This is a genomic window from Hydrocoleum sp. CS-953 (assembly GCF_002260545.1).
In the GTDB taxonomy this organism is placed as follows: domain Bacteria; phylum Cyanobacteriota; class Cyanobacteriia; order Cyanobacteriales; family Microcoleaceae; genus Trichodesmium.
The window spans coordinates 1-22,017 of the sequence record NZ_LGSU01001492.1 but is presented as its reverse complement, the minus strand read 5'-3'; the positions used below and the strand labels follow the sequence as shown (position 1 = coordinate 22,017).

At 35.4% G+C, this 22,017-nt stretch carries 11 protein-coding genes and 8 pseudogenes; 13 read left to right on the top strand and 6 right to left on the bottom strand.

The genetic code is table 11. From position 1 onward, the window contains the following. The 10 genes and pseudogenes from AFK68_RS33465 to AFK68_RS33425 form a co-directional block, all read left to right on the top strand. A partial coding sequence (locus tag AFK68_RS33465; RefSeq protein WP_094678652.1) for a glycosyltransferase occupies positions 1–1,875 on the top strand: 1,875 nt, incomplete at its 5' end. Between the two features lie 826 nt (positions 1,876–2,701). After that, positions 2,702–4,846, top strand: a complete 2,145-nt coding sequence (locus AFK68_RS47480; RefSeq protein WP_094678650.1) for a hybrid sensor histidine kinase/response regulator — start codon at positions 2,702–2,704, stop codon at positions 4,844–4,846. Positions 4,847–4,858: 12 nt separating this feature from the next. Further along, positions 4,859–5,017: pseudogene (locus AFK68_RS47475) on the top strand (ATP-binding protein); the annotation flags it as partial. A 25-nt stretch (positions 5,018–5,042) separates the two neighbouring features. Then, positions 5,043–5,524 (top strand): annotated as a pseudogene (locus AFK68_RS43155) (response regulator); the annotation flags it as partial. Between the two features lies 1 nt (position 5,525). Continuing rightward, positions 5,526–5,897 (top strand): annotated as a pseudogene (locus tag AFK68_RS43150) (hybrid sensor histidine kinase/response regulator); the annotation flags it as partial. Positions 5,898–6,274: 377 nt separating this feature from the next. Next, positions 6,275–6,654 (top strand): annotated as a pseudogene (locus tag AFK68_RS43145) (response regulator); the annotation flags it as partial. A 644-nt stretch (positions 6,655–7,298) separates the two neighbouring features. Beyond that, complete coding sequence (locus tag AFK68_RS33440) at positions 7,299–7,952, top strand: GGDEF domain-containing protein (RefSeq protein ID WP_371357670.1); 654 nt, start codon at positions 7,299–7,301, stop codon at positions 7,950–7,952. A 421-nt stretch (positions 7,953–8,373) separates the two neighbouring features. Next, positions 8,374–8,744 (top strand): annotated as a pseudogene (locus tag AFK68_RS40595) (response regulator); the annotation flags it as partial. Positions 8,745–9,013: 269 nt separating this feature from the next. Then, positions 9,014–9,865 (top strand): annotated as a pseudogene (locus AFK68_RS47470) (histidine kinase dimerization/phospho-acceptor domain-containing protein); the annotation flags it as partial. 15 nt (positions 9,866–9,880) lie between these two features. Then, the gene (locus tag AFK68_RS33425) at positions 9,881–10,192 is read left to right on the top strand and encodes an ATP-binding protein (RefSeq protein WP_094678636.1); all 312 of its coding nucleotides are present in this window, start codon (positions 9,881–9,883) and stop codon (positions 10,190–10,192) included. 166 nt (positions 10,193–10,358) lie between these two features. On the opposite strand, the gene AFK68_RS33420 is transcribed toward AFK68_RS33425, so the two are convergent. Continuing rightward, the gene (locus AFK68_RS33420; protein ID WP_246844624.1) at positions 10,359–10,682 is read right to left on the bottom strand and encodes a recombinase family protein; all 324 of its coding nucleotides are present in this window, start codon (positions 10,680–10,682) and stop codon (positions 10,359–10,361) included. Between the two features lie 3,970 nt (positions 10,683–14,652). Between AFK68_RS33420 and AFK68_RS33395 the strand changes: the two are divergent. Together AFK68_RS33395 and AFK68_RS33390 are read left to right on the top strand one after the other, a co-directional pair. Then, positions 14,653–14,946: pseudogene (locus tag AFK68_RS33395) on the top strand (hypothetical protein); the annotation flags it as partial. Further along, on the top strand, positions 14,894–15,574 hold the full coding sequence (locus tag AFK68_RS33390; RefSeq protein WP_094678628.1) for an RNA-guided endonuclease TnpB family protein: 681 nt from the start codon (positions 14,894–14,896) through the stop codon (positions 15,572–15,574). The pseudogene AFK68_RS33395 and the gene AFK68_RS33390, both read left to right, overlap by 53 nt. 132 nt (positions 15,575–15,706) lie before the next feature. Here the strand turns inward: AFK68_RS33390 and AFK68_RS33385 are convergent. Beyond that, positions 15,707–16,990 (bottom strand): annotated as a pseudogene (locus AFK68_RS33385) (YdiU family protein); the annotation flags it as partial. 1 nt (position 16,991) lies between these two features. Beyond that, a partial coding sequence (locus tag AFK68_RS33380) for a protein adenylyltransferase SelO family protein (protein ID WP_143438581.1) occupies positions 16,992–17,355 on the bottom strand: 364 nt, incomplete at its 3' end. A 75-nt stretch (positions 17,356–17,430) separates the two neighbouring features. On the opposite strand from AFK68_RS33380, the gene AFK68_RS33375 reads away from it, so the two are divergent. Continuing rightward, positions 17,431–17,751, top strand: a complete 321-nt coding sequence (locus AFK68_RS33375) for a hypothetical protein (protein ID WP_094678626.1) — start codon at positions 17,431–17,433, stop codon at positions 17,749–17,751. A 25-nt stretch (positions 17,752–17,776) separates the two neighbouring features. Here AFK68_RS33375 and AFK68_RS33370 read toward each other — a convergent pair whose 3' ends face one another. The 3 genes from AFK68_RS33370 to ppk1 all read right to left on the bottom strand — a co-directional run bounded on the left by AFK68_RS33370 (position 17,777) and on the right by ppk1 (position 21,916). After that, positions 17,777–18,388, bottom strand: a complete 612-nt coding sequence (locus AFK68_RS33370) for a cupin (RefSeq protein WP_094678624.1) — start codon at positions 18,386–18,388, stop codon at positions 17,777–17,779. Between the two features lie 704 nt (positions 18,389–19,092). After that, the gene (locus tag AFK68_RS33365; protein WP_094678622.1) at positions 19,093–19,359 is read right to left on the bottom strand and encodes a hypothetical protein; all 267 of its coding nucleotides are present in this window, start codon (positions 19,357–19,359) and stop codon (positions 19,093–19,095) included. A gap of 391 nt (positions 19,360–19,750) precedes the next feature. Next, a complete protein-coding gene (ppk1, locus tag AFK68_RS33360) occupies positions 19,751–21,916 on the bottom strand; it encodes a polyphosphate kinase 1 (protein WP_094678620.1) in 2,166 nt (721 codons plus the stop codon). Positions 21,917–22,017: the final 101 nt, after the last annotated feature.

The window sequence follows — 22,017 nt, the reverse complement described above, 5'->3', positions numbered from 1 at the left end:
GAAGGAGTTAATAATTTTTCTGGTTTAGGAGCACAAACTCCTACAGCAAAAAAAATTTCTACTACTAATGTTTCTGGGTTTGGATACCAAACCCCTACGGCAAAAAAAACTCCTATTAAACCAGTAGAAGGAGTTAATAATTTTTCTGGTTTAGGAGCACAAACTCCTACAGCAAAAAAAATTTCTACTACTAATGTTTCTGGGTTTGGAGACCAAACTCCTACACAACAAAAACAGGAATTATTGGGTTTATCGGGAGTAACAGTTGAAAGGTTCTGGGAAATTATTAATCCAGTAATTTTAATGGAAGAAAGAAGGAAGAAGGAAGAAGAAAGAGCAGATTTTTATCAACCTTCTATTAGTATCCTAACTCCTACTTGGAATTCTTCTTTAGATTGGTTTGTGGAAACGGTTTTGAGTGTTCTTAACCAATCTATTTATGACTGGGAATGGTGTATTGTTGATGATGGCTCGAAACAGCCAGAAATTAGAAATGTTCTTGCTGGTTTGGCAGAAAAAGAATCGAGAATTAAAGTTCTATTTTCAGAGGATAATGGTGGTATTAGTGCTGCGACAAATAGAGCGCTAAAAATGGCTACTGGAGAATTTATTTGTTTATTAGACCATGATGATACTCTCGCACCGACAGCTTTAGAAAATAGTTTGGATAAATTGGCAGAAGGATTTGATGTTGTTTATTCTGATGAGGATAAAATTGATTTTGATGGTTTAAGTTATATTGAATCATTTTTTAAACCTGACTGGTCTCCTGAATATTTTCGTGGTGTTATGTATGTCGGTCATTTATTATGTGTCCGTCGAAAAATAGCTTTAGATGTTAAAGGTTTTAACAGTCAATTTGATGGGGTACAAGATTATGAGTTTATGTTACGAGTTTCGGAGAAGACTAATAAAATTGCTCATATTTATAAACATCTTTATCATTGGCGAAAAGTTAAGGGTAGTATTTCGGGAGATGTTGATGCTAAAGCTGGTATTGAAGTAGTACAACAAGCTGCTGTTAATGCTCATTTAGAAAGAATTGATTTGGCGGCAAAAGCTGAACCTGGTTTGGGTAGACATCGGGTAAATATTAATCCTTTGCCGAGAAAGAATTATCCTTTGATTAGTTTGATTATTGCTACTCCTAATATTTCGGAAAGTCTCAATCAATGGTTGGAAAATTTCTTGTCTGTTTCTAGTTATCCTAAAAATGAAGTAATTTTAATTGGTGGGAATGGAACAGAGAATTTAATCCAAAATCCTGCTGTGAAGGTTTTAAGTTTATCGGGTAAGTTTAATGATTCTCGTGCTTATAATTTGGGTGCTAAAACTGCCCAAGGTGAATATTTTGTTTTTGTGAATACTAATTTAGAAGTGGCGGTTAATGATTGGCAAAGACATCTTTTATATTATGCCGAACAATCTGATATTGGTGCTGTAGGAGGATTTTTAGTTTTTCCTAATGGAACTGTTGAACACGCGGGTATTGTGTTAGGAAAGTTGGGAAAGGTTAATTATGTGATGCGAGGTTTTCCTACTAATCATGATGGTTATGCAGGTTCTTTAGTTTGTGCAAGAGAGGTATCTGCTGTAAGTAGAGATTGTCTGATGGTAAGTCGGGAAAATTTTGATTTGGTTGGTGGTTTTAATGAACATTTTTTCTCTGATTATCAGGATGTTGATTTGTGTTTGAAATTGAGAAAGAAAGGTAAGCGAATTGTGTTTACTCCTCGCAGTGTTTTAATTAACCATGAATCAGAGAAACATAAACAAGGAAATTATGATGTGGTTGATTATATGTTGCTGTTAGATCAATGGCAAATTGATATGGATATGGGAGACCAATATTACCAATGGATAATGGATAATTGATAATGGATAATTGATGATTGATAATTAATCAATTCGGCTTTATTGCCTCTCCGTTTCAATGGATAATGGATAATTGATATAAGAAGAGAGTTTTTATGAGCCACTCTCCATTATTCATTGTTCATTATCCATTAATAAAAATCCTTATTTTGATATAGCAATTCCCAAGAAGCGTGAGGTACAAAATTCTAGGTTTTAGGGAACACTTAACTGGGAATAGGGAATAGGGAATAGGGAATCAGGAATAGAAAAGAAATTAAAGAGCTTGTGTACCTCATAAGCTTGAGAAACGCTATATTTAACATAATAGACATCTCCGGAAAATAAATAAACCTTTGAGTTAGATATGCTAAAGAAAGAAAAATTAACCATAAAAAATCCTTTTTCATGCCTTTTTCATAAAAATATCTTGCCAGTTAAGCGTTCCCTGTTCCCTGTTCCCTACTCCTCCAAAAAATCTATATCTTTTTCACGCCTAGGTCTAATAATTATTCTATGGTTGTGTAGCGATCGCGAAGTCAGAATTTAGAATTCAGAATTTAGAATTTAGAATAATTATTCTGTAGTTGTATTAGCGATCGCTCTGTATAGCTGAAGTCAGAAGTCAAAAGTTAAATATTTTATCGTAGGGGTTTAGTCTCCAAACCCCTAGAGTTTTTTTCACCAATCATTTGCTATAGCACTACAAAAAAGTGTTAGGACATTGATAAAATTGAAATCCAAATCAACCAATAGTTTTGACTTGAGTTGATAGGTGTTTGCGGATCATTCCGCAGGAAATGCTTACAAATAAGCAATAAAAAATGGGAAGGATGGTAACTGAAAAATGCCAAACAGATACTTAAGTTCATTGTTCTGTAAACTTTCTCTGCGGATGGTATTGATTATTCCCTTTGTGATGCAACTGCTGGTAAGCGTTGGACTGGTAGGTTATTTGTCTTATCGAAGTGGTCAGGACGCAGTACAAAATCTCTCAGAACGCTTGATGACAGAAGTGGTAGAGCGAGTGAATTTGTATATTCAGCAGAATCTTCAGACGGCAATGCAAATTAACAAAATGAATATTGAAGCTGTCCGAAGTCAAACAGTCAATTTAAACAATTTAGCTGAAGTCGAGCAACTTCTATGGGTGCGCATTAAACAATTTGAAACTGTTACTGGTATTTTCTTGGGTTTCCCTGATGGAACGTTTCGAGTGACTCATCGCAGAAATAAACAACGCATTGAAGGGATGATTTCTGATTCCAAACGCCCGGAGCGTCTGACAATGTATCTTTTGGACGAAAGAGGAAATCGTACCCAAGAGCTTTTCTCTCTCGATCCATTCATTATCCAAGATACTCTTTGGTATCAAGGTGCCGTCAGAGACAGCGCTCCTGGTTGGACAAAATCTTTTCAAGTCGGTAAACTTCCCCTCCTCGCGGTTAATACTTATGCGCCGTTTTTTGATTCTCAAGGTGAGTTGCAAGGAATTTTTGCAGTCAATGTGGGTTTGACTCTGATACAAGATTTTTTGAATTCCTTAGATATTTGTAATGGTTGTCGCATCGCGATCGTCGATGAAGATGGTTGGATGTTGGCAACTTCTATTGATGAAAGTCCATTTATGACACCGGAAATTAGGGATAAAACTGATAATGTTGGTAACTATCATGGGTCTTTCCAACGATTGAAACCAAGTGAGAGTAAAGACTATGCTATTGCTGCTGCTGCGGTTCATTGGGAAACTTTAGACAGAGACAAAAATAGTGTAACGCAATCGCAGTTTCATCTCGAACAGGAGCAATATTGGTTACAACTAACCCCTTTAGACATAGAAATATCCCATCCTGACTGGACGATCGCTATCATTGTTCCGCAGTCAGAATTTATGGCAGAGATTAATGCTAATACCAGAATTACGATCGCTCTTTGTATTTTGGCTTTGGTTATCGCCATTATCTTAGGTATTTTGACCGCACGTTGGGTTACGCAACCGATTTTGAAATTAAACCAAGCTGCCAAAAGTATGAGTCAAGGAGAATGGAATCAAAAGACAATAGTGGAGAGCGATCGCCGTGATGAAGTTGGGGAATTAGCTGAGTCTTTTAACCGTATGGCAAATGATTTACAAGCTTTGTTTGAAACTTTAGAAAAACGAGTGGAAGAGCGAACTTTTGAACTTACTAAGTCGAATCAAAAATTGGAAGTGGCGAAAGAAAAAGCGGAAGTTGCTAATCAAGCAAAAAGCAGTTTTATCGCTAATATGAGCCATGAATTGAGAACTCCTTTAAATGCTATTTTAGGTTTTTCTCAAATTATGATGCGTTCTCCGAGTTTATCAAAAGAAGACAAGGAAAATACAACTATTATTTATAAAAGTGGTAGCTATTTATTAACCTTGATTAATAATATTTTAGACTTATCTAAAATTGAAGCAGGGAAAATGACCCTTAATCCCAATAATTTTGATTTTTATTCTTTCTTAAATGAACTGGAAGATTTATTACATATCACCGCAGAAAATAAAGGATTAACATTAATATTTGACTATCAAGATGATGTACCTCAATATATCTATACTGATGAAACTAAGCTTCGCCAAGTCTTAATTAATTTAATCAATAATGGAATTAAATTTACTACTGAAGGAGGAGTTTCTTTAACCGTTGGTAGTCAAAAACAATCCTCGTATAATCTTCTCTTAGAAAAGGTGGAAAGTCATGAAGAATCTCCCCTTAATCTTTCCTTGAAAAAGGTGGAAAATGGTGAAAATAATGAAGAATCTCCCCTTAATCTCTCCTTTGAAAGGGGGGAGAGTCATGGAAAAGCTTTTGAAAGAAGGGAAAGTTATGAAAAAGCTTTTGAAAGAGGAGAAAATAAAGCAACTATTATTTTTGAAGTGAGGGATACAGGAGCAGGAATAGCTCAAGAGGAAATGAGTAAATTATTTGAAGCATTTGCTCAAACTCAAACAGCTAAAAATAGTTAAGAAGGCACAGGTTTAGGATTACCCATTAGTCGTAAATTTGTCAACTTAATGGGAGGAGATATTACCGTTAAAAGTCAAATAGGAAAAGGTACAACTTTTCGATTTGAAATAGAAGTTGAGATTGTCAATAAAACAGATATAAAAACTCAAGTAAATCCTCGTCATGTGATTNATTAGTCGTAAATTTGTCAACTTAATGGGAGGAGATATTACCGTTAAAAGTCAAATAGGAAAAGGTACAACTTTTCGATTTGAAATAGAAGTTGAGATTGTCAATAAAACAGATATAAAAACTCAAGTAAATCCTCGTCATGTGATTGCTCTACAACCAAACCAACCTCGTTATAAAATATTAATTGTAGATGACCGTCCGACTAATCGTTTATTATTAATTAAACTATTACAACCATTAGGATTTGAATTAAAAGAAGCTACAAACGGAAAAGAAGCTGTTGATATCTGGGAAAAATGGCAACCTCATTTAATTTGGATGGATATGAGAATGCCAGTAATGGATGGTTATGAAGCAACGCAACATATTAAAGGCACAACTAAAGGAAATGCTACGGCAATTATTGCTTTAACCGCGAGTGTATTAGAAGAACAAAAAGCAATTATTTTATCAGCAGGATGTGATGATTTTGTCAGAAAACCTTTTCGAGAAGCCACCATTTTTGANAGTGTATTAGAAGAACAAAAAGCAATTATTTTATCAGCAGGATGTGATGATTTTGTCAGAAAACCTTTTCGAGAAGCCACCATTTTTGAAACCATGAAAAAGCATTTAGGAGTTGAATATATTTATGCAGAAGAAATGCCATCTCAAACTTCAAGTGAATTATCAAGTTTAACAGTAGAAGATTTACAAAAAATGCCGAATGAATGGTTAGAGAAAGTTTATTATGCTGCTAAAGCTTTAGATGATGATATGATGGAAGAATTAATCGATGAGATTCCGGTTGAGCAATCTTTATTAGGGGAGAAGTTAAATAGTTTAGTTGAAGATTTCCAATTTCAGACAATTAGACAACTGATTGAATCTATTTTATAACGTAAGTATTCAGCTATTAGCATTTCCATTCCGGAATGCTGCCCAAACACCTTTTGCAAAGAATCAAGCAACTCTAAGCTTATCTGATGACCAATTTCATTTCCTTTTCCTTCCTTTCATTTCCTTTTCCTTCCTTTCCTCTCCTTTCCTTCCGAATGCTACGCCAACGGAATGCTACGCCAACATAACCAGGACTTACGCAGGAGAACCTAGAAACCCGGTTTCTCGTAGAGGTATATTGCTCAAAACAAGAATTTATCGTAGAAACCGGGTTTCTTTGCGTAAGTCCTAATAACTTTATAATTCTCTTTAGAGACTAATTCCTTTGAATGCTTACTTTATTATCGATTATTATTTAAAAGATTCAAAATTTAATTATGATTAAATCTAATGATTTACCAAAACAAAATTTAGAAGCTACAATTTTAATTGTTGACGATCAAATTTCCAATTTAAAAGTTTTAGCAATCCTCTTAAAAAACAACAATTATAAAGTCAAAAAAGCTATTAATGGAGAAAATGCTATGATTGCAGTAGAAACTGATATTCCTGATTTAATTTTATTAGATATTAAAATGCCTGAACTCAATGGCTATCAAGTTTGTGAACGCTTAAAAGCTAATCCTAAAACCCAGGAAATCCCTGTAATTTTTATTAGTGCTTTAAACGAAGTTTTTGATAAAGTAAAAGCTTTTGAAGTAGGAGGAATAGACTATATAACTAAGCCTTTTCAAGAACAAGAAGTTTTAGCCAGAATNGCTTTTGAAGTAGGAGGAATAGACTATATAACTAAGCCTTTTCAAGAACAAGAAGTTTTAGCCAGAATCAAAAGTCAGTTAACTATTCAAAAACAGAAAGGACTATTAGAAAAAGAGAGAAAATTATTAAAAATAGAACAAGATAATCTTAAAGCAGAAATTAGACAACGCAAAGAAGCAGAGGCTATTTTATATCAATCTAGGGCAATAATTTCTAGTATTGTTAATAGTTCCCTTGATGGGATTGCTGCTCTAGAAGCAGTCAGAAATACAAAAAATGGAAAGATTGAGGAGTTTCGCTGTTTATTAGTTAATCCTCTAATTGCAGAAGTTTTTAATCAAGAAACTGAGAATTTAATCGGTAAATTGGTGTTTAAAAAATTTATTCATAAAATTGACCCTAATTTATTTTCCGCCTTCGTTGAAATCGTAGAAACAGGAATACCTTTAGCAAAAGACTTTACTTATAACAATAAACAAGAACACAAATGGTATCATTTCATTGCCGTTAAATTAGGTGATGGTTTTGCCATTACTGTCAGAGATATTACGGTAAGGAAAAAGCTAGAATTAGAACTAAATTATCTCGCAACCATAGACGGATTAACAGGAATTGCTAATCGTCGTACTTTTCAGGAAANGAATACCTTTAGCAAAAGACTTTACTTATAACAATAAACAAGAACACAAATGGTATCATTTCATTGCCGTTAAATTAGGTGATGGTTTTGCCATTACTGTCAGAGATATTACGGTAAGGAAAAAGCTAGAATTAGAACTAAATTATCTCGCAACCATAGACGGATTAACAGGAATTGCTAATCGTCGTACTTTTCAGGAAACTATATTGAAAGAATGGGAACGTTGTCAAAGAGAAAAACAACCTTTATCTCTAGTATTATTCGATCTGGATTATTTTAAATTATATAATGATTTTTACGGACATCAAGCTGGAGATAATTGTTTACAGCAAGTTGCTCAAGCTGCCAAGAATGTCTTAAATCGTCCTTACGATCTGATTGCTCGTTATGGGGGTGAAGAATTTGTGATTCTTTTGCCTAATACAAACCAGCAAGGAGCGAGTTCGATCGCTGAACTTATCCAACAAGCTATTCGCAAAATAGCAATTCCTCACAAAGAATCAAAGGTAAGTTCAATTGTATCTGTCAGTATGGGTATTGCTAGTATCATCCCCAACAAGGAAAGTTCACCGGATGCTCTAATTGCAATGGCAGATAAAGCTTTATATACAGCCAAACAAGAAGGGCGCAATCAAGCGATCGCTTATACTCCATAAAAAATGATTCGTGAAAAAAACTGTAGGGGTTTGGTCTCCAAACCCTGTCAGATAAAATATTACCGAAATAATTAATAATTAAGCAATTAAATAATTAGATAATTCACGCCTTTAAGCCTCCCTTTTCAAGGGAAAAAAGCGGTCGTTTGCGGAGCATTCTGTTAGGATGGGATGGGGAGGTTTCCCGCTCTTGCAGAGCCGCTGCCTCTTGCAGAGCCGCTGCCTCTTGCAGAGGAGCTGCGCTAACGCTAACGCTTTATATGTCGCGCAGCGAAACACCATATCCAATCGACCAAGAGAAATAAATCTTTTCCCCCTTTGTGTCAATTCTCTCCCTAAAAGGAAGAGGTAATTATCAATTATCCATTATCCATTATCCATTAATGAAAACCTATTTATAATTGCTATAAACCATAAAACTATGAATACTATATCAAAGAAAAATTCAGAAGAAATTATTTTAATAGTTGATGATAACCTACCAAATTTAAAAATTTTAGCGATTCTTTTAAAAAATAATAATTATCAAGTAAGAAAAGCCATTGATGGGGAAAGTGCATTATTTTCTATAGAAACTGATATTCCCGATTTAATTTTATTAGATATTAAAATGCCTGAACTCGATGGCTATCAACTTTGTGAATCCTTAAAAGCGAATCCTAAAACCAAGGAAATCCCTGTGATTTTTATTAGTGCTTTAAATGAAGTTTTTGATAAAGTAAAAGCTTTTGAAGTAGGAGGAATAGACTATATAACTAAGCCTTTTCAAGAACAAGAAGTTTTAGCCAGAATNAGTAAAAGCTTTTGAAGTAGGAGGAATAGACTATATAACTAAGCCTTTTCAAGAACAAGAAGTTTTAGCCAGAATCAAAAGTCAGTTAACAATTAAAAAACAAAAACAACTATTAGAAGCAGAAGGAAAATTATTAAAAATAGAACAAGATAATCTTAAAGCAGAAATTAGACAACGCAAAGAAGCAGAAGCTATTTTATATCAATCTAGGGCTTTAATTTCTAGCATTTTAAATTCTGCTCTTGATGGAATTGCTGGTCTAGCAGCATTGAGAAATAAGAGGACAGGAAATATTATTGATTTTTCTTGTTTAGTTGTTAATCCAATTATTGCTAGAGCTTTTAATCAAGAACCACAAGATTTAATTGGTAAATTAGTGGTGAAAAAGTTTTTAGATAGAATTAATGATAATTTATTTAATGATTTTGTGAATGTGGTAGAAACTGGACAATCTTTAGAGCAAGATGTTTATTATAATGACCAAGGAGAAGGAAAATGGTATCATTTCATCGCGGTTAAATTAGGAGATGGTTTTGCGATTACGGTTAGAGATATTACACAAAGGAAAAACTTAGAATTAACCCTAGAAGAAACCAATAAAGAATTAGAAGCTTTTAGTTATAGTGTAGCTCATGATTTACGGAATCCATTAGGCAATATTGAATCATTAATTGATTTTCTCCAAGCAGAATATCAAAATCATAATCATTCCACTCAAAAGTCTCCAGAACTTTTTGATATAATTTCTGAATCAACTGCTAGGATGCAGCAAATTATTAAAGATTTACTACTATTGTCAAAGGTTAAAAAAAGTGCTATAAACCTTGAAGTAATGGATTTAAGTAATATAGTTCAAGACATATTAATTAAATTCCAAAGGAGGGAACCACAAAGAAAAGTAGAATTAGTAATTCAATCTAATGTTATAGCTAAAGTAGATCGAAACTTTTTAACAATTGCTTTGGATAATTTAATTAGTAATGCTTGGAAATATTCATCTAAAAAAGATGTTACTTATATTGAATTTGGAGTTTTATTCGCAGAAAAAGAAAATTTAGAGCCAATCATTAATCAATGTTCTTTATATTATAAAGACAAAAATTTATGTGAGCAAAAATTANTCTAGGCTAAAAAAATGGGTCCGAAAAATTTAGAGCCAATCATTAATCAATGTTCTTTATATTATAAAGACAAAAATTTATGTGAGCAAAAATTAGATTTAGTGTATTTTATTAAAGATAATGGAGCAGGTTTTAGTATGGAAAATTTTGACGAATTATTTACTCCTTTTAAGCGTTTCCATTCAGATGAAGAGTTTCAAGGAATTGGTATTGGTTTGTCAATTGTCAAAAGAATTATTCATCGTCATAAAGGCTTAATTTGCTGTGATTCTGAAGTAGAAAAAGGAACAACTTTTTATTTTACTCTGAATGACTTTCTTGCTTAAAGAAGGAATAATGGTACTTATACCAAATTCAAAAAAGGTCGTTACAGTAAAAAAGGGAGTAGGGAATAGGTATGGAGGGAATAGGGAATAGAGAATAGGCGAAGAAACAATTATTTGTCAGAAATAAATTCACCATAACTTTAGGAGTATGAATATTGATACCTAACTACAAGAAAAGATAATATAGCATAGTTGGAGGAGATGGGAAGATGGGAAGATGGGAAGACAAATATTGTATAAGCTCGAATCCAAATCTCGTGAGTCTGTCCCTACAGGCAACAATAATTGTGAGCTTATCTCCTTGCAAGATTCTGTCCAGTATGGCTATAAGACCTTTTCTTTTAAAGTTGAGCCCGCTAGCGATGTCTTTGATGACTTCAGCTCCGGGATAGTGGTTTTGCATGAACTCGACTTGTCTTTTGAGGTCGTCTCTTTGTTTTGCTGATGAGACTCGGCAGTAGCAAATAGTGGAAGCTCTAGCTGCTCCCATGATGTAGGATTTTGCATCGTACAATCTTTGCCCTGCTTCATTTTTAATGATTTTGATTTTGCCTTCATCTCCATATTTGCGTGTCGGTATTAGGATGTAAGCCAAGTATTTCTACAGCCTTCCTAAGTGGAACATAATTCATATAATTTTTGTTAGCTTATATGAGTATATGTTAGCAAATGAAAAACAGTTTTTCAACCTCATTAACCTGAGAAACGCTATATTAAAAATTTACATCACGTTAATAGATAATATTTATAAATAGAAAGTTGAAGTCTAGCAAAGTTTATGGTATAAGGGAGAACACATTTGGTATGGTAACTAGAGTATAATCTAATTGGGTATCACTTCATCCAATAAATCTGCCAAATTGGCAACTACTCCCTAATTATTCTGGATTAAGATGTAGTTATATTAAAAAACAAAAACTCAAGTTAAGTTGTTTCAAACACCCTAGGACTTAGACGAATAGACTCAAATATAGAATAGATAGGTATAGGTTTTTAATTCAAAAAGGCATAAATCCTTTTGTGGCGAATTTTTTCATGGGGAATGGTGCCCAAACGGCCTTCTTAAGGGCATCAATGTTATTCCCTTGTCTAGACTGACTTTTCCTAGGTTATGCTACCCAAACAGGGATTTTTTCAACCAGAAAATGTTGATAGCGGTTTTGATTAACTTAACAACTTAACTATAGAATACAACGATCAGGGCTGTAACTTATAAAACTGCAAACATACTTATCCCTATTTCTTTAGTCTACCTTTGTGAAAACCGTTATAAGCACCAACGTAAGATATCTGGTATGGACTGCTTCTAGTTTTTAATTTATCGTTTTGAGAGGTATTGTTAATGACAAGTCTAGACTTGAGTCAAGTAAATTTTAATGGACGCTCTAATAAAATTGATCCGGGGATGACACTCTTTAACCCCAATTCCTCCATTGTAAAAACACGTGGGGGAGCTGATAAGCTCATTGGTACTGACTCTGTATATGGTGACTTTGTTGGGGGAGTGCTTGTTCAAACAGGAGCCGAAAACAGCATCAACTATGGTATTGACTCCGCATTGATGGCGAGCGTTGATGTTGCTGCCAAGGGTATTGATAACAATGGGGTTATCAAGACAGGAAGAGGACGCGATCTAGTACAAGGTAGGGCAACATCGAGCGTCTCTGCTACAGCACAAACAGTATCTCAAGCCATAGCTATTGCTGATACTGCTGATACTGCTGTTATTACTAATGCTTTTGCCGATATAAAACTTAGCTCCACTGCCGATGGTATTGATAACTCTGGTGGCGAAATTAACAACGGTCAGGGTGGCGATGGTATTGATGGCAGCACCGAAGGTTCTGTGGCAGCAGTCGCCACAGCTATAGCAGATGCCTCAGCCATCGTCGAGGCTGTTGCCACAGCCCCTGTTTCAGATGGTCTCACAGCTTTCGCTGGAGCAATTGCTCAAAGTTTCTCTGAGGCAACCATCATTGCCAGAGGTATTAACAATGAAAATGGCAAAATTACTACGGCTGGTGGTAAGGATACTATCACTGCTACAGCTACTTCTAGTGCTGCGAGCTTGTCACAAAGTGCAGCGTCTGCTGTGTTGAGTGGCACTCCGGGAAATCAAGCTTTGGCTGAGTCTGTTGCCGATGCTTTTGCCCAGGTTAAGGACAAAGCGATCGCTATTGACAACACCAACGGCGAGATTCGTACCGNCTGGTGGTAAGGATACTATCACTGCTACAGCTACTTCTAGTGCTGCGAGCTTGTCACAAAGTGCAGCGTCTGCTGTGTTGAGTGGCACTCCGGGAAATCAAGCTTTGGCTGAGTCTGTTGCCGATGCTTTTGCCCAGGTTAAGGACAAAGCGATCGCTATTGACAACACCAACGGCGAGATTCGTACCGGAAATGGACAGGATAAGCTAACTGGCCAGGCAAGCGGAAGTATATCTTACGGTATTGTTGGTGGCGAGATTCGTACCGGAGATGGAAAGGACATTCTAACTGGTCAGGCCAGCGGAAGCAAATCTTACGGTATTTTTGATAGCCACATTAAGATGGGTGATGGAGCTGATACTCTAATTGGCGAGGCAAGTGGAAGCGATTCTTACGGTGTTTTTGGCGGTAAAATTTCTATGGGCGATGGAGCTGATAGAGTAGAAGCCTCGAGTTTTGGAGGTGGTGTCAACATCAGCATGGGTAATGGGAAAGACTTTGTTGAAGGTTTCGGTGACGCTAAAATAAATGGTGGTTACGGTTATGATAGACTCAGCCTTAGCTCTTACAACATAGAGGAATTTGATAATATCAGTTTCGGTGCTAATAACAATAAGGTTATGTTTGAACTAGATGGTATTACCATGACTACCAAAAACTTTGAAGAATTCAGGTTTGATAATGAAAATAATGTCTTAAGCTACAATCAATTACAGGACTTTTTAGGATAATGAGGTACAGTTGAAGACTAATCTGTCTTCCCTATTTACTAAAGTGGTAAAACTTTGTACCTCACGCGCCTCCGAAACTGCTGTAATGTTAGTCCTGTAGATTTAGCGATCGAATTATGAAGATATCCACCCTTCATTTTGATCATTTTGCTTCGGAGTGTTATGAGAAACCGGGTTTGTGGGAGGTTAATGGTAGGGACGTTTTGCTGCGCGACATGTTTGCGGAGCATTCCGGAACGGNAGGTACAGTTGAAGACTAATCTGTCTTCCCTATTTACTAAAGTGGTAAAACTTTGTACCTCACGCGCCTCCGAAACTGCTGTAATGTTAGTCCTGTAGATTTAGCGATCGAATTATGAAGATATCCACCCTTCATTTTGATCATTTTGCTTCGGAGTGTTATGAGAAACCGGGTTTGTGGGAGGTTAATGGTAGGGACGTTTTGCTGCGCGACATGTTTGCGGAGCATTCCGGAACGGAAAACGCATTTTTGCCTGTGCAACGTCCGTACTAGGGCATTTGATACAAACCCGGTTTCTCTGCTTTTTTATACCGATACTACCGGATTTGATATCACAGGATGAAATTTGTAGGGGCAATCCCCCTGTGGTTGCCCCCTATCATTAACTAGGGTAGGCACAGGGGTGCTACACCAAAAGATGGCGTTGCTGAAACACGGTATGAAATTCCTAAGTTTATAATGTGTAAATCAGACCTATTTCCACTCATCACAAAAAGTCGGTACGTGGGAAACCCGCCAGTTTGAACGGCGGGATGGAAGCGACTCGACGGGTTTTAACCCGTAGTCGTGTTGACAATTCGAGACTGTTTCGCTAATATAGATATTATACAGCGAAATCTTAGTTATGTACCTAACTCAAAAGAACAAAATTAGAAATTTGTCCAGCACCGAATTCAAAGCATTAAGACAATTGTGCAGATTATCTAAAAATATGTACAATGTCGGCTTGTATNCTGTTTCGCTAATATAGATATTATACAGCGAAATCTTAGTTATGTACCTAACTCAAAAGAACAAAATTAGAAATTTGTCCAGCACCGAATTCAAAGCATTAAGACAATTGTGCAGATTATCTAAAAATATGTACAATGTCGGCTTGTATTCTGTGCGACAATTCTACTTCTCTGAGGGCGGATATCTAAGGTATGAATCAAATTACCATTACTGCAAAGAAAATGAAAATTACCAGTTACTTCAAACTGATATTGCACAGCAAATTTTAAAAGTGGTAGACAGGTCTTTTAAGTCGTTTTTCAACTTAATTCAGAAGGCCAAAGAAAGTCTATATCGGTTTGAACAAATACGAATGCCTAGATACCTCAAAAAAGAGGGTTACTTTCCTTTGATAATACCTCGAATTAGGGTAAAAGATGGATATTTCAATATTCCAATGTCTCAGAAATTCAAGGTAGAATATGGTGCAGTAAAAATCCCTTTTCCTGAGAGATTGGTAGATAAGAATCTCAAGGAAGTTAGAATAATTCCGAGATTTGATGCCNATACCTCGAATTAGGGTAAAAGATGGATATTTCAATATTCCAATGTCTCAGAAATTCAAGGTAGAATATGGTGCAGTAAAAATCCCTTTTCCTGAGAGATTGGTAGATAAGAATCTCAAGGAAGTTAGAATAATTCCGAGATTTGATGCCAGTTTTTTTGAAGTTGAATTTATTACAGAAGAGGAGACAGAGCCAGCCGTAAAAACAGATAATGTAATAGCAATCGACCTTGGTTTAGACAATAAGCGCCACTTGTGTATCAAACACTGGGTCATCGTTTATTTTAGACGGTAGGAAACTTAAATCAATCAACCAGTGGTACAACAAGGAGAATTCTAGATTGCAATCTATAAAAGATAAACAGGGTATTAAAGGCTTAACCAAAAAACAAATTAGCATTACTGTAAATCGGAATAATAAAGTTAGAGATTACCTGAATAAAGCAACTAGGTACTTAATCAACTGGTGTAGTACAAATAGAATATCTACTATAGTTGTAGGTGTTAATCCGGGCATGAAGCAAAATATCAATTTAGGCAAAAAAACTAACCAAAAGTTTGTACAAATACCGCACCACAGTTTTAGACTAAAGCTAAAAGCTATGTGTGATAGATACGGGTTAACATACAAAGAACAGGAAGAATCCTATACTTCTAAAGCTAGCTTTTTAGATGGTGATTTAATCCCTATTTATAATGCTGACAATCCTACCGAATATAGTTTCAGTGGTAAACGAGTCAAGCGTGGTTTGTACAAAACTAGGGAAGGAAAATTGATAAATGCCGATGCTAACGGTGCAGCCAACATTGGATTAAAAAGCAACCTGAATGGGTTTATCCCGGACAGACTAGAGGCATCTTTGGCTATGCCATTAAGGGTCAAATTTGACGTGACTTCAGTCCGGCAAATTTGTTCCGCTTAAGAATCCACGCGACTTTCAGTCCGTGGAGTGTCAATCCTGACGCGGAAAAAGTTCCTTTCTAGCTCCTGACTCCTCCCTAATTATTTATAACTGTTCATCCGGACATGATATTACTCCTTCCTTCTTCCTTCTTCAATCATATATTCGCTGTAATAAATCATAAAATGGCTGCCAATTATCCTCTAGTGTAATTGCTTCCCAGACTGACTCAATTACAGGTCTAATTAAACTTTGTTGCGGATTATATTGTTGTAACTTTTTCGCCATTTCTTTTAATTCATTATCAGAATAAGTCTGCAAAAGATGATAATAATATTGTCGCCATTGTTCTATTAATTCTGGTTGTTCAAAATCAGCAAAAATCTGAGTAATATCATCACGCCATTGGGGAGAAAACTTTTGTCTCAATTCGTAAAAGAAATCGTGGTATCCAACCTGAGAATCTGTTAACATTTTTATGGTTAGCTGAAGTAACTTTTCTGCATTGTCTTCAGGCAACTCTTCAAACCCTAATCTCCTCATCATTAATTGCCGATATTCATGCAGATAAAAATCATCAAATTTTTCCAAAGCTGACCTCATATTCTTCGGCTCAATAATTGCAGCTAATGCTTCTTGAAGTAGGTGTAAATTTGACTTACAAACTAATGGTTGATGACTGTAACGATAAAGACCAGAATAATCAAAATAAGCTGCTGTAAATTTAGGATTATATGTGGGAATAAAAGCATAAGGACCATAATCAAAACTTTCCCCAGTAATTGACATATTATCTGTATTTAATACACCATGACAAAATCCAGCAGCCATCCATTGAGCAACTAACTTAGCAACTCTTTCTACTAACTCTGAATAGAATAAAAAATAGCTATCCTTCTCTTCCTTCAGATCAGAATAATAACAATAAATCACATGGTCTAATAACTTTTTCGTTAAATCCGGGCGCTTAAAAAAATGTAATCTTTCAAAATTACCAAACCGGATATGAGAACGACTAAAACGCACCATCACCGACGAACGAGTAGGAGAAGGTTCATCCCCACGCCATAACCCTTCCCCAGTTTCAATTAAACTAAAACATCGGGAAGTACGAACCCCATGACGGTGCAACATTTCGGCTGCCAAAACCTCCCGCACCCCCCCTTTAAGAGTAAGTCTACCATCAGCACTACGAGAATAAGGCGTTCTACCCGATCCCTTAGTACCAAAATCATATAATTCACCATCTACCCCACGGACTTGACCATAAAGAAAACCCCTACCATCTCCCAAATAAGGGTTATATTCACCAAATTGATAACCATGATAACGTAGGGCTAAAAAGGTCCGACACAATGAAATTTACCAAAAGCTTCAATAAAATCTTCATCCTTAACATTTTGAGAATTTAGCCCTATCTTAGGGAGTAATTTATCANTACGAGAATAAGGCGTTCTACCCGATCCCTTAGTACCAAAATCATATAATTCACCATCTACCCCACGGACTTGACCATAAAGAAAACCCCTACCATCTCCCAAATAAGGGTTATATTCACCAAATTGATAACCATGATAACGTAGGGCTAAAAAAGGTCCGACACAATGAAATTTACCAAAAGCTTCAATAAAATCTTCATCCTTAACATTTTGAGAATTTAGCCCTATCTTAGGGAGTAATTTATCATTACGAAATCGCAAAATATGTTGAGGAAATTCAGCAGCAAGTACCTCATCATAATAGTCACCGCCTAAAGATTCAATGGCAGGTTCATAGTTGAGAGAAAGTAAAGGATTAGACATTATTAATTGATAATTGATAATTGATAATGGATAATTGATAATGGATAACTATTAATGGATAATTGATAATGAATAATGAAAACTATCTCTAATTATCCATTGGTAAGACTTCCCTTAAGGTATCAACTCGCCCTGAGTCTTTCGAGTAGGGGCGAATGGCCATTCGCCCCTACAGTCTGTTCGATTTATAGATGGGAATCCCGCGTTTTCTTGGTAGAGCAACATCGGGAGGATGTCAATACTACTCTCAAGTTATATCATGTCTGGTTTAATACTTATAAATCAATAAATAATGAGGGAGGAGTAAAGAGGGAAGAGGAGAAAGCTTTAAAATATAAGGAAGAGCAAGTTTTTTTTATCACTAATTATCCAGACATGATATTACTGAGGTATTGAGGTACAGTTCTTCTTCTTTTCTTATTCAAAACTTTTTAGCCGTTTGAGCAACTGGGTCAAATTCAAACCTTTCAGAAGATTTTGTTTCACCATAAATATTAAAAGTTAATGTAGGTTCATCTCCAACTACTTCTATATTATGAATAGCATCAGAAGTGAAACTAATTAAATCTCCAGGCTGTAATATTTGCTCTCCAGATAGTTCAATTTTATATTTATTTTCTGGGTCAGGACTAGGTTTCCAGAAAGTATTTTTTTCCTGACCTTTTAATACTGCTACTATTCCCCAAGTACCATGATTATGAATTGTTGAAATTGCTCCTGGCATAATTTTTACGGTTTGTACTGTGAGGGGAAATCCTAATTCATCATACAATAAAATAACAGATATTCCTGTTTTTTCACAAGGTTCTGGCTCTTGAGTTTGCAGCCAGTATGAATTAGTAATAAATTGTCGGACTAACAGTCGAATTTTTGGCAAACAACTAGCTTCATCTATAGCATCTTTTAAGGTATCTTCAAGTTCTGTTAAAAATCTATAAAACCGATAATTTTCTCTTAATAATTTCCATTCATTCACAGTTTTACAAGGTTGACATTGACCGTCTCCAGTCAACAACCAATCTTGATTCTTCATCTTTAATTTCTCCCCTGGTAGTAATTATTCTTTAATTAATGACAATCTGTCAGAATTGACTCCAAATATTTATACATTATATAGTCAAAGTTGCTACTTAAAAAATAATAAAAATATAAAATTTTTCTGGTGTATTATAGCAATTTTCATTAATATAGAGTACAGAGATTTGGGTTTAAAGGAAGAAGGCTTTAGTTATCTAGGAGAGAAGGAGGAATTTTTGTAGTCTACCTTTGTGAGAACCGCTATAAATTATAACTTTATACTTGTATAATATATATTTTTATGTATTCTACTTAACAAAGATTCTACATAAATTATTGAATATGATGTCCATGTAATTTATTTGTGTAAATCGTTGGGGAATATCTACTCAAATGTATTATTCTCACCATATTTTTCTATGGTATTATAGTGTTTCCCAAGCTTATGAAGCANCCGAAAACTACTTAACAAAGATTCTACATAAATTATTGAATATGATGTCCATGTAATTTATTTGTGTAAATCGTTGGGGAATATCTACTCAAATGTATTATTCTCACCATATTTTTCTATGGTATTATAGTGTTTCCCAAGCTTATGAAGCACAGTTATCTTTTTATTACTCCCTATTCCCTATTCCCTCAAAGCTAGAATTTTGTACCTCAGCATTATGGGAATGGCTATATGTGGCATAAACATCATATAATCTAAGTCAAAAACTACTCTTTTTTCTTCTTTTTCTTCTTTTTCTTCTTTTTATCTTCCTTGCCATCATCTAAGAATTCTAATTCACCAATTTCTTGTTTATCTTCTTCAAGATATTCGCGAACCCATACTGCGAGAGTAGCATTACAATTGGGGCAAGTAAGTATTTCACTACTGTCTACCCACTCATAATCTTTATCCGTTGGTGGCAATATGATAGGAATAGATATGGAAGGCAGTTTAAATTTAGTATTACATTTAGGACATTCTCTTTTTGTCATTTAATTTCTTTTGTTACTGTTATTATCTTAATTTGACTATAAAATTATAGAGAATTTTGATGCAAAAATTTAACAGTTTGGATTAAGATCGAACTCTCAAATAAAATCCGGATAATTACTATACCCAAGTCATTGCGACTGTAACGGAGTGGAAGGTTTGCGGAGCATTCCGGAACGGATAGCAATCTTAGAGATTTAGGAGATTGCTTCTTTCTTCCTGTTTCAGACATGAAACGGTCGCAATGACAAGTATTCAACCGGATTCTAGATCAAATAGAAGGAGCGATCGCTATGACTCTGACTCTTGCCAATACGTTAGAAAAAAGTATTTGTTTGTAGTTGCGCTTTAGTGCCAGAAACACATCCAGGGCCCTAAAACACAACTCTAAGCCTAATTATTGGCTACAGTTTCCATCAAAATTTTATGGGAACCAAGTTCAGGAGAATTATCATTAGAACGACGCTGAATATACTGACCATCTGCTTGTAAATCCCAAGCTTGGCGGTTGTCAGATAATAAAATCCCCAGAATCTCTTGCAACTCTTTCATATTGTCAGGATCTTCCAAAGGTGTAATAGCTTCAACCCGACGATTAAGATTACGCGGCATCCAGTCAGCAGAACCAATATACAACTCCTCTTTACCTTTATTATGGAAGTAGAAAATCCGAGAGTGTTCTAAATAACGCCCAATAATACTCACCACCTTAATATTTTCACTAATATCCTTCAAACCCGGACGCAGACAACAAATACCACGAATAATCAAATCAATTTTCACCCCTGCTTGAGACGCTTCATACAAAGTAGCAATGATTTCAGGGTCTACCAAAGAATTCATCTTCGCCACAATACGGCCTGTATCTCCATCTTTACAATTCTCAATTTCTCGGCGAATCAGTTTAATAAAGCGACCGCGCATATTCACAGGCGCCACCAACAACTTCCGGTAAGACTGCTGCCGAGAATATCCTGTCAAGAAATTAAACAAATCTGCTAAATCTGCTCCTAATTCTGGGCGACAACTCAACAAACCCAAATCAGTATAAAGTTTAGCGGTCTTAGGATTATAATTACCAGTACCAATATGAACATAACGACGGATATGATCTTCCTCCTGACGCACCACCATCACAATTTTAGTATGAGTCTTCAGACCTGCTAAACCATAAACCACATGAACACCAGATTGTTCTAACTTCCGCGCCCATTGAATATTATTTTCTTCATCAAATCTTGCCTTCAATTCCACCAATGCTGCTACTTGTTTGCCATTTTCTGCCCCAGCAATCAAAGCATTGATAATAGGCGAATCTCCAGAAGTACGGTAGAGAGTCATCTTAATCGCCAATACATTAGGATCGTGTGCTGCTTGGGTAATAAAACCTTGTACCGTACTTGCAAAAGAATGATATGGATGATGTACCAATAAATCTTTCTGGCGAATTACCTCAAAAAAGTCAATTCCATTGTTCTCATTCAGGTCACGAGTTGTTATATCATCACTATAATTTCGCAACCGTGGAGGCATAGTAGATCCCCAACTTGGATCTTTAAGGTTAGGCAACGGCAACCCTAAGAATGACATTAAATCTTTTAAATCAAGTAATCCATCTACTGTGTAGACATCTTTTTCAGACAACTCCAACTTTTCCATTAATATCTTTTTTAATTTACTTGGCATTGTTGGATTAATTTCCATTCTGACTACTGTACCACCTATACGCTGTTTTCGTAGTTCTTTCTCAATTACTAACAGCAAGTCATCACCCTCATCTTCTTGTACTGCTAAGTCAGCATCACGAGTAATCCGAAATAGGTGATATTCCTGAATATCCATACCAGGAAATAGAGAACCTAAATTGTGAGCAATGATTTGTTCGAGAGGAACTCCTACCCAATTTATAGTGTGAGTGTTTTCTTGTATTTGTTGCAATTTTTCTGGTAACCGCAAAAACCGAGGTAATATTTTGGGAACCTTAATTCTAGCTAATAAATCTTCTTGAGTATCTGGATTTTTTAGCATTACTGCTAAGTTAAAACTAAGATTAGATAAATAAGGAAAAGGATGACTAGCATCAATAGCTAGAGGTGTAAGTACAGGAAATATGTGTTCTTCAAAATAGTTTTGTAGATATGTTTTTTGTTCTTGATTTAGGTCTATATAATTGAAGATATAAATGCCATTTTTCCCTAATTCTGGTCGTAAGGTTTCCTCAAAGAATTGGTGTTGTAAAGAAACCATTGGTAATAGTCTTTGATTAATCCCATCTAGTTGTTCTTGGGGAGTACGACCGTCAGGTGTTAATTTATGTACTTCAGCTTCTATTTGTTTTTTCAAAACTGCTACCCTAACCATAAAATATTCATCTAAATTAGAACTAAAAATTCCTAAAAATTTTAAACGTTCTAATAGGGGAGTACGGGGGTCTAAACCCTCAGATAAAACCCTACGATTAAACTCTAACCAACTAAATTCTCTATTAAAGTAGTATTGTGGGTTACTGAGATTTTTTTCTACAGGAGTTTCTGTTCCATTCTTTTTATTTTTGGACATAGTTAATTAGGTGATATTGGTTTAAATTTACATTGATTTTAAGGTAGTCTGGATCAGTTGTAAAGTCTAGTTTTTATAAGAACTAGCAGGTTCATTAATTG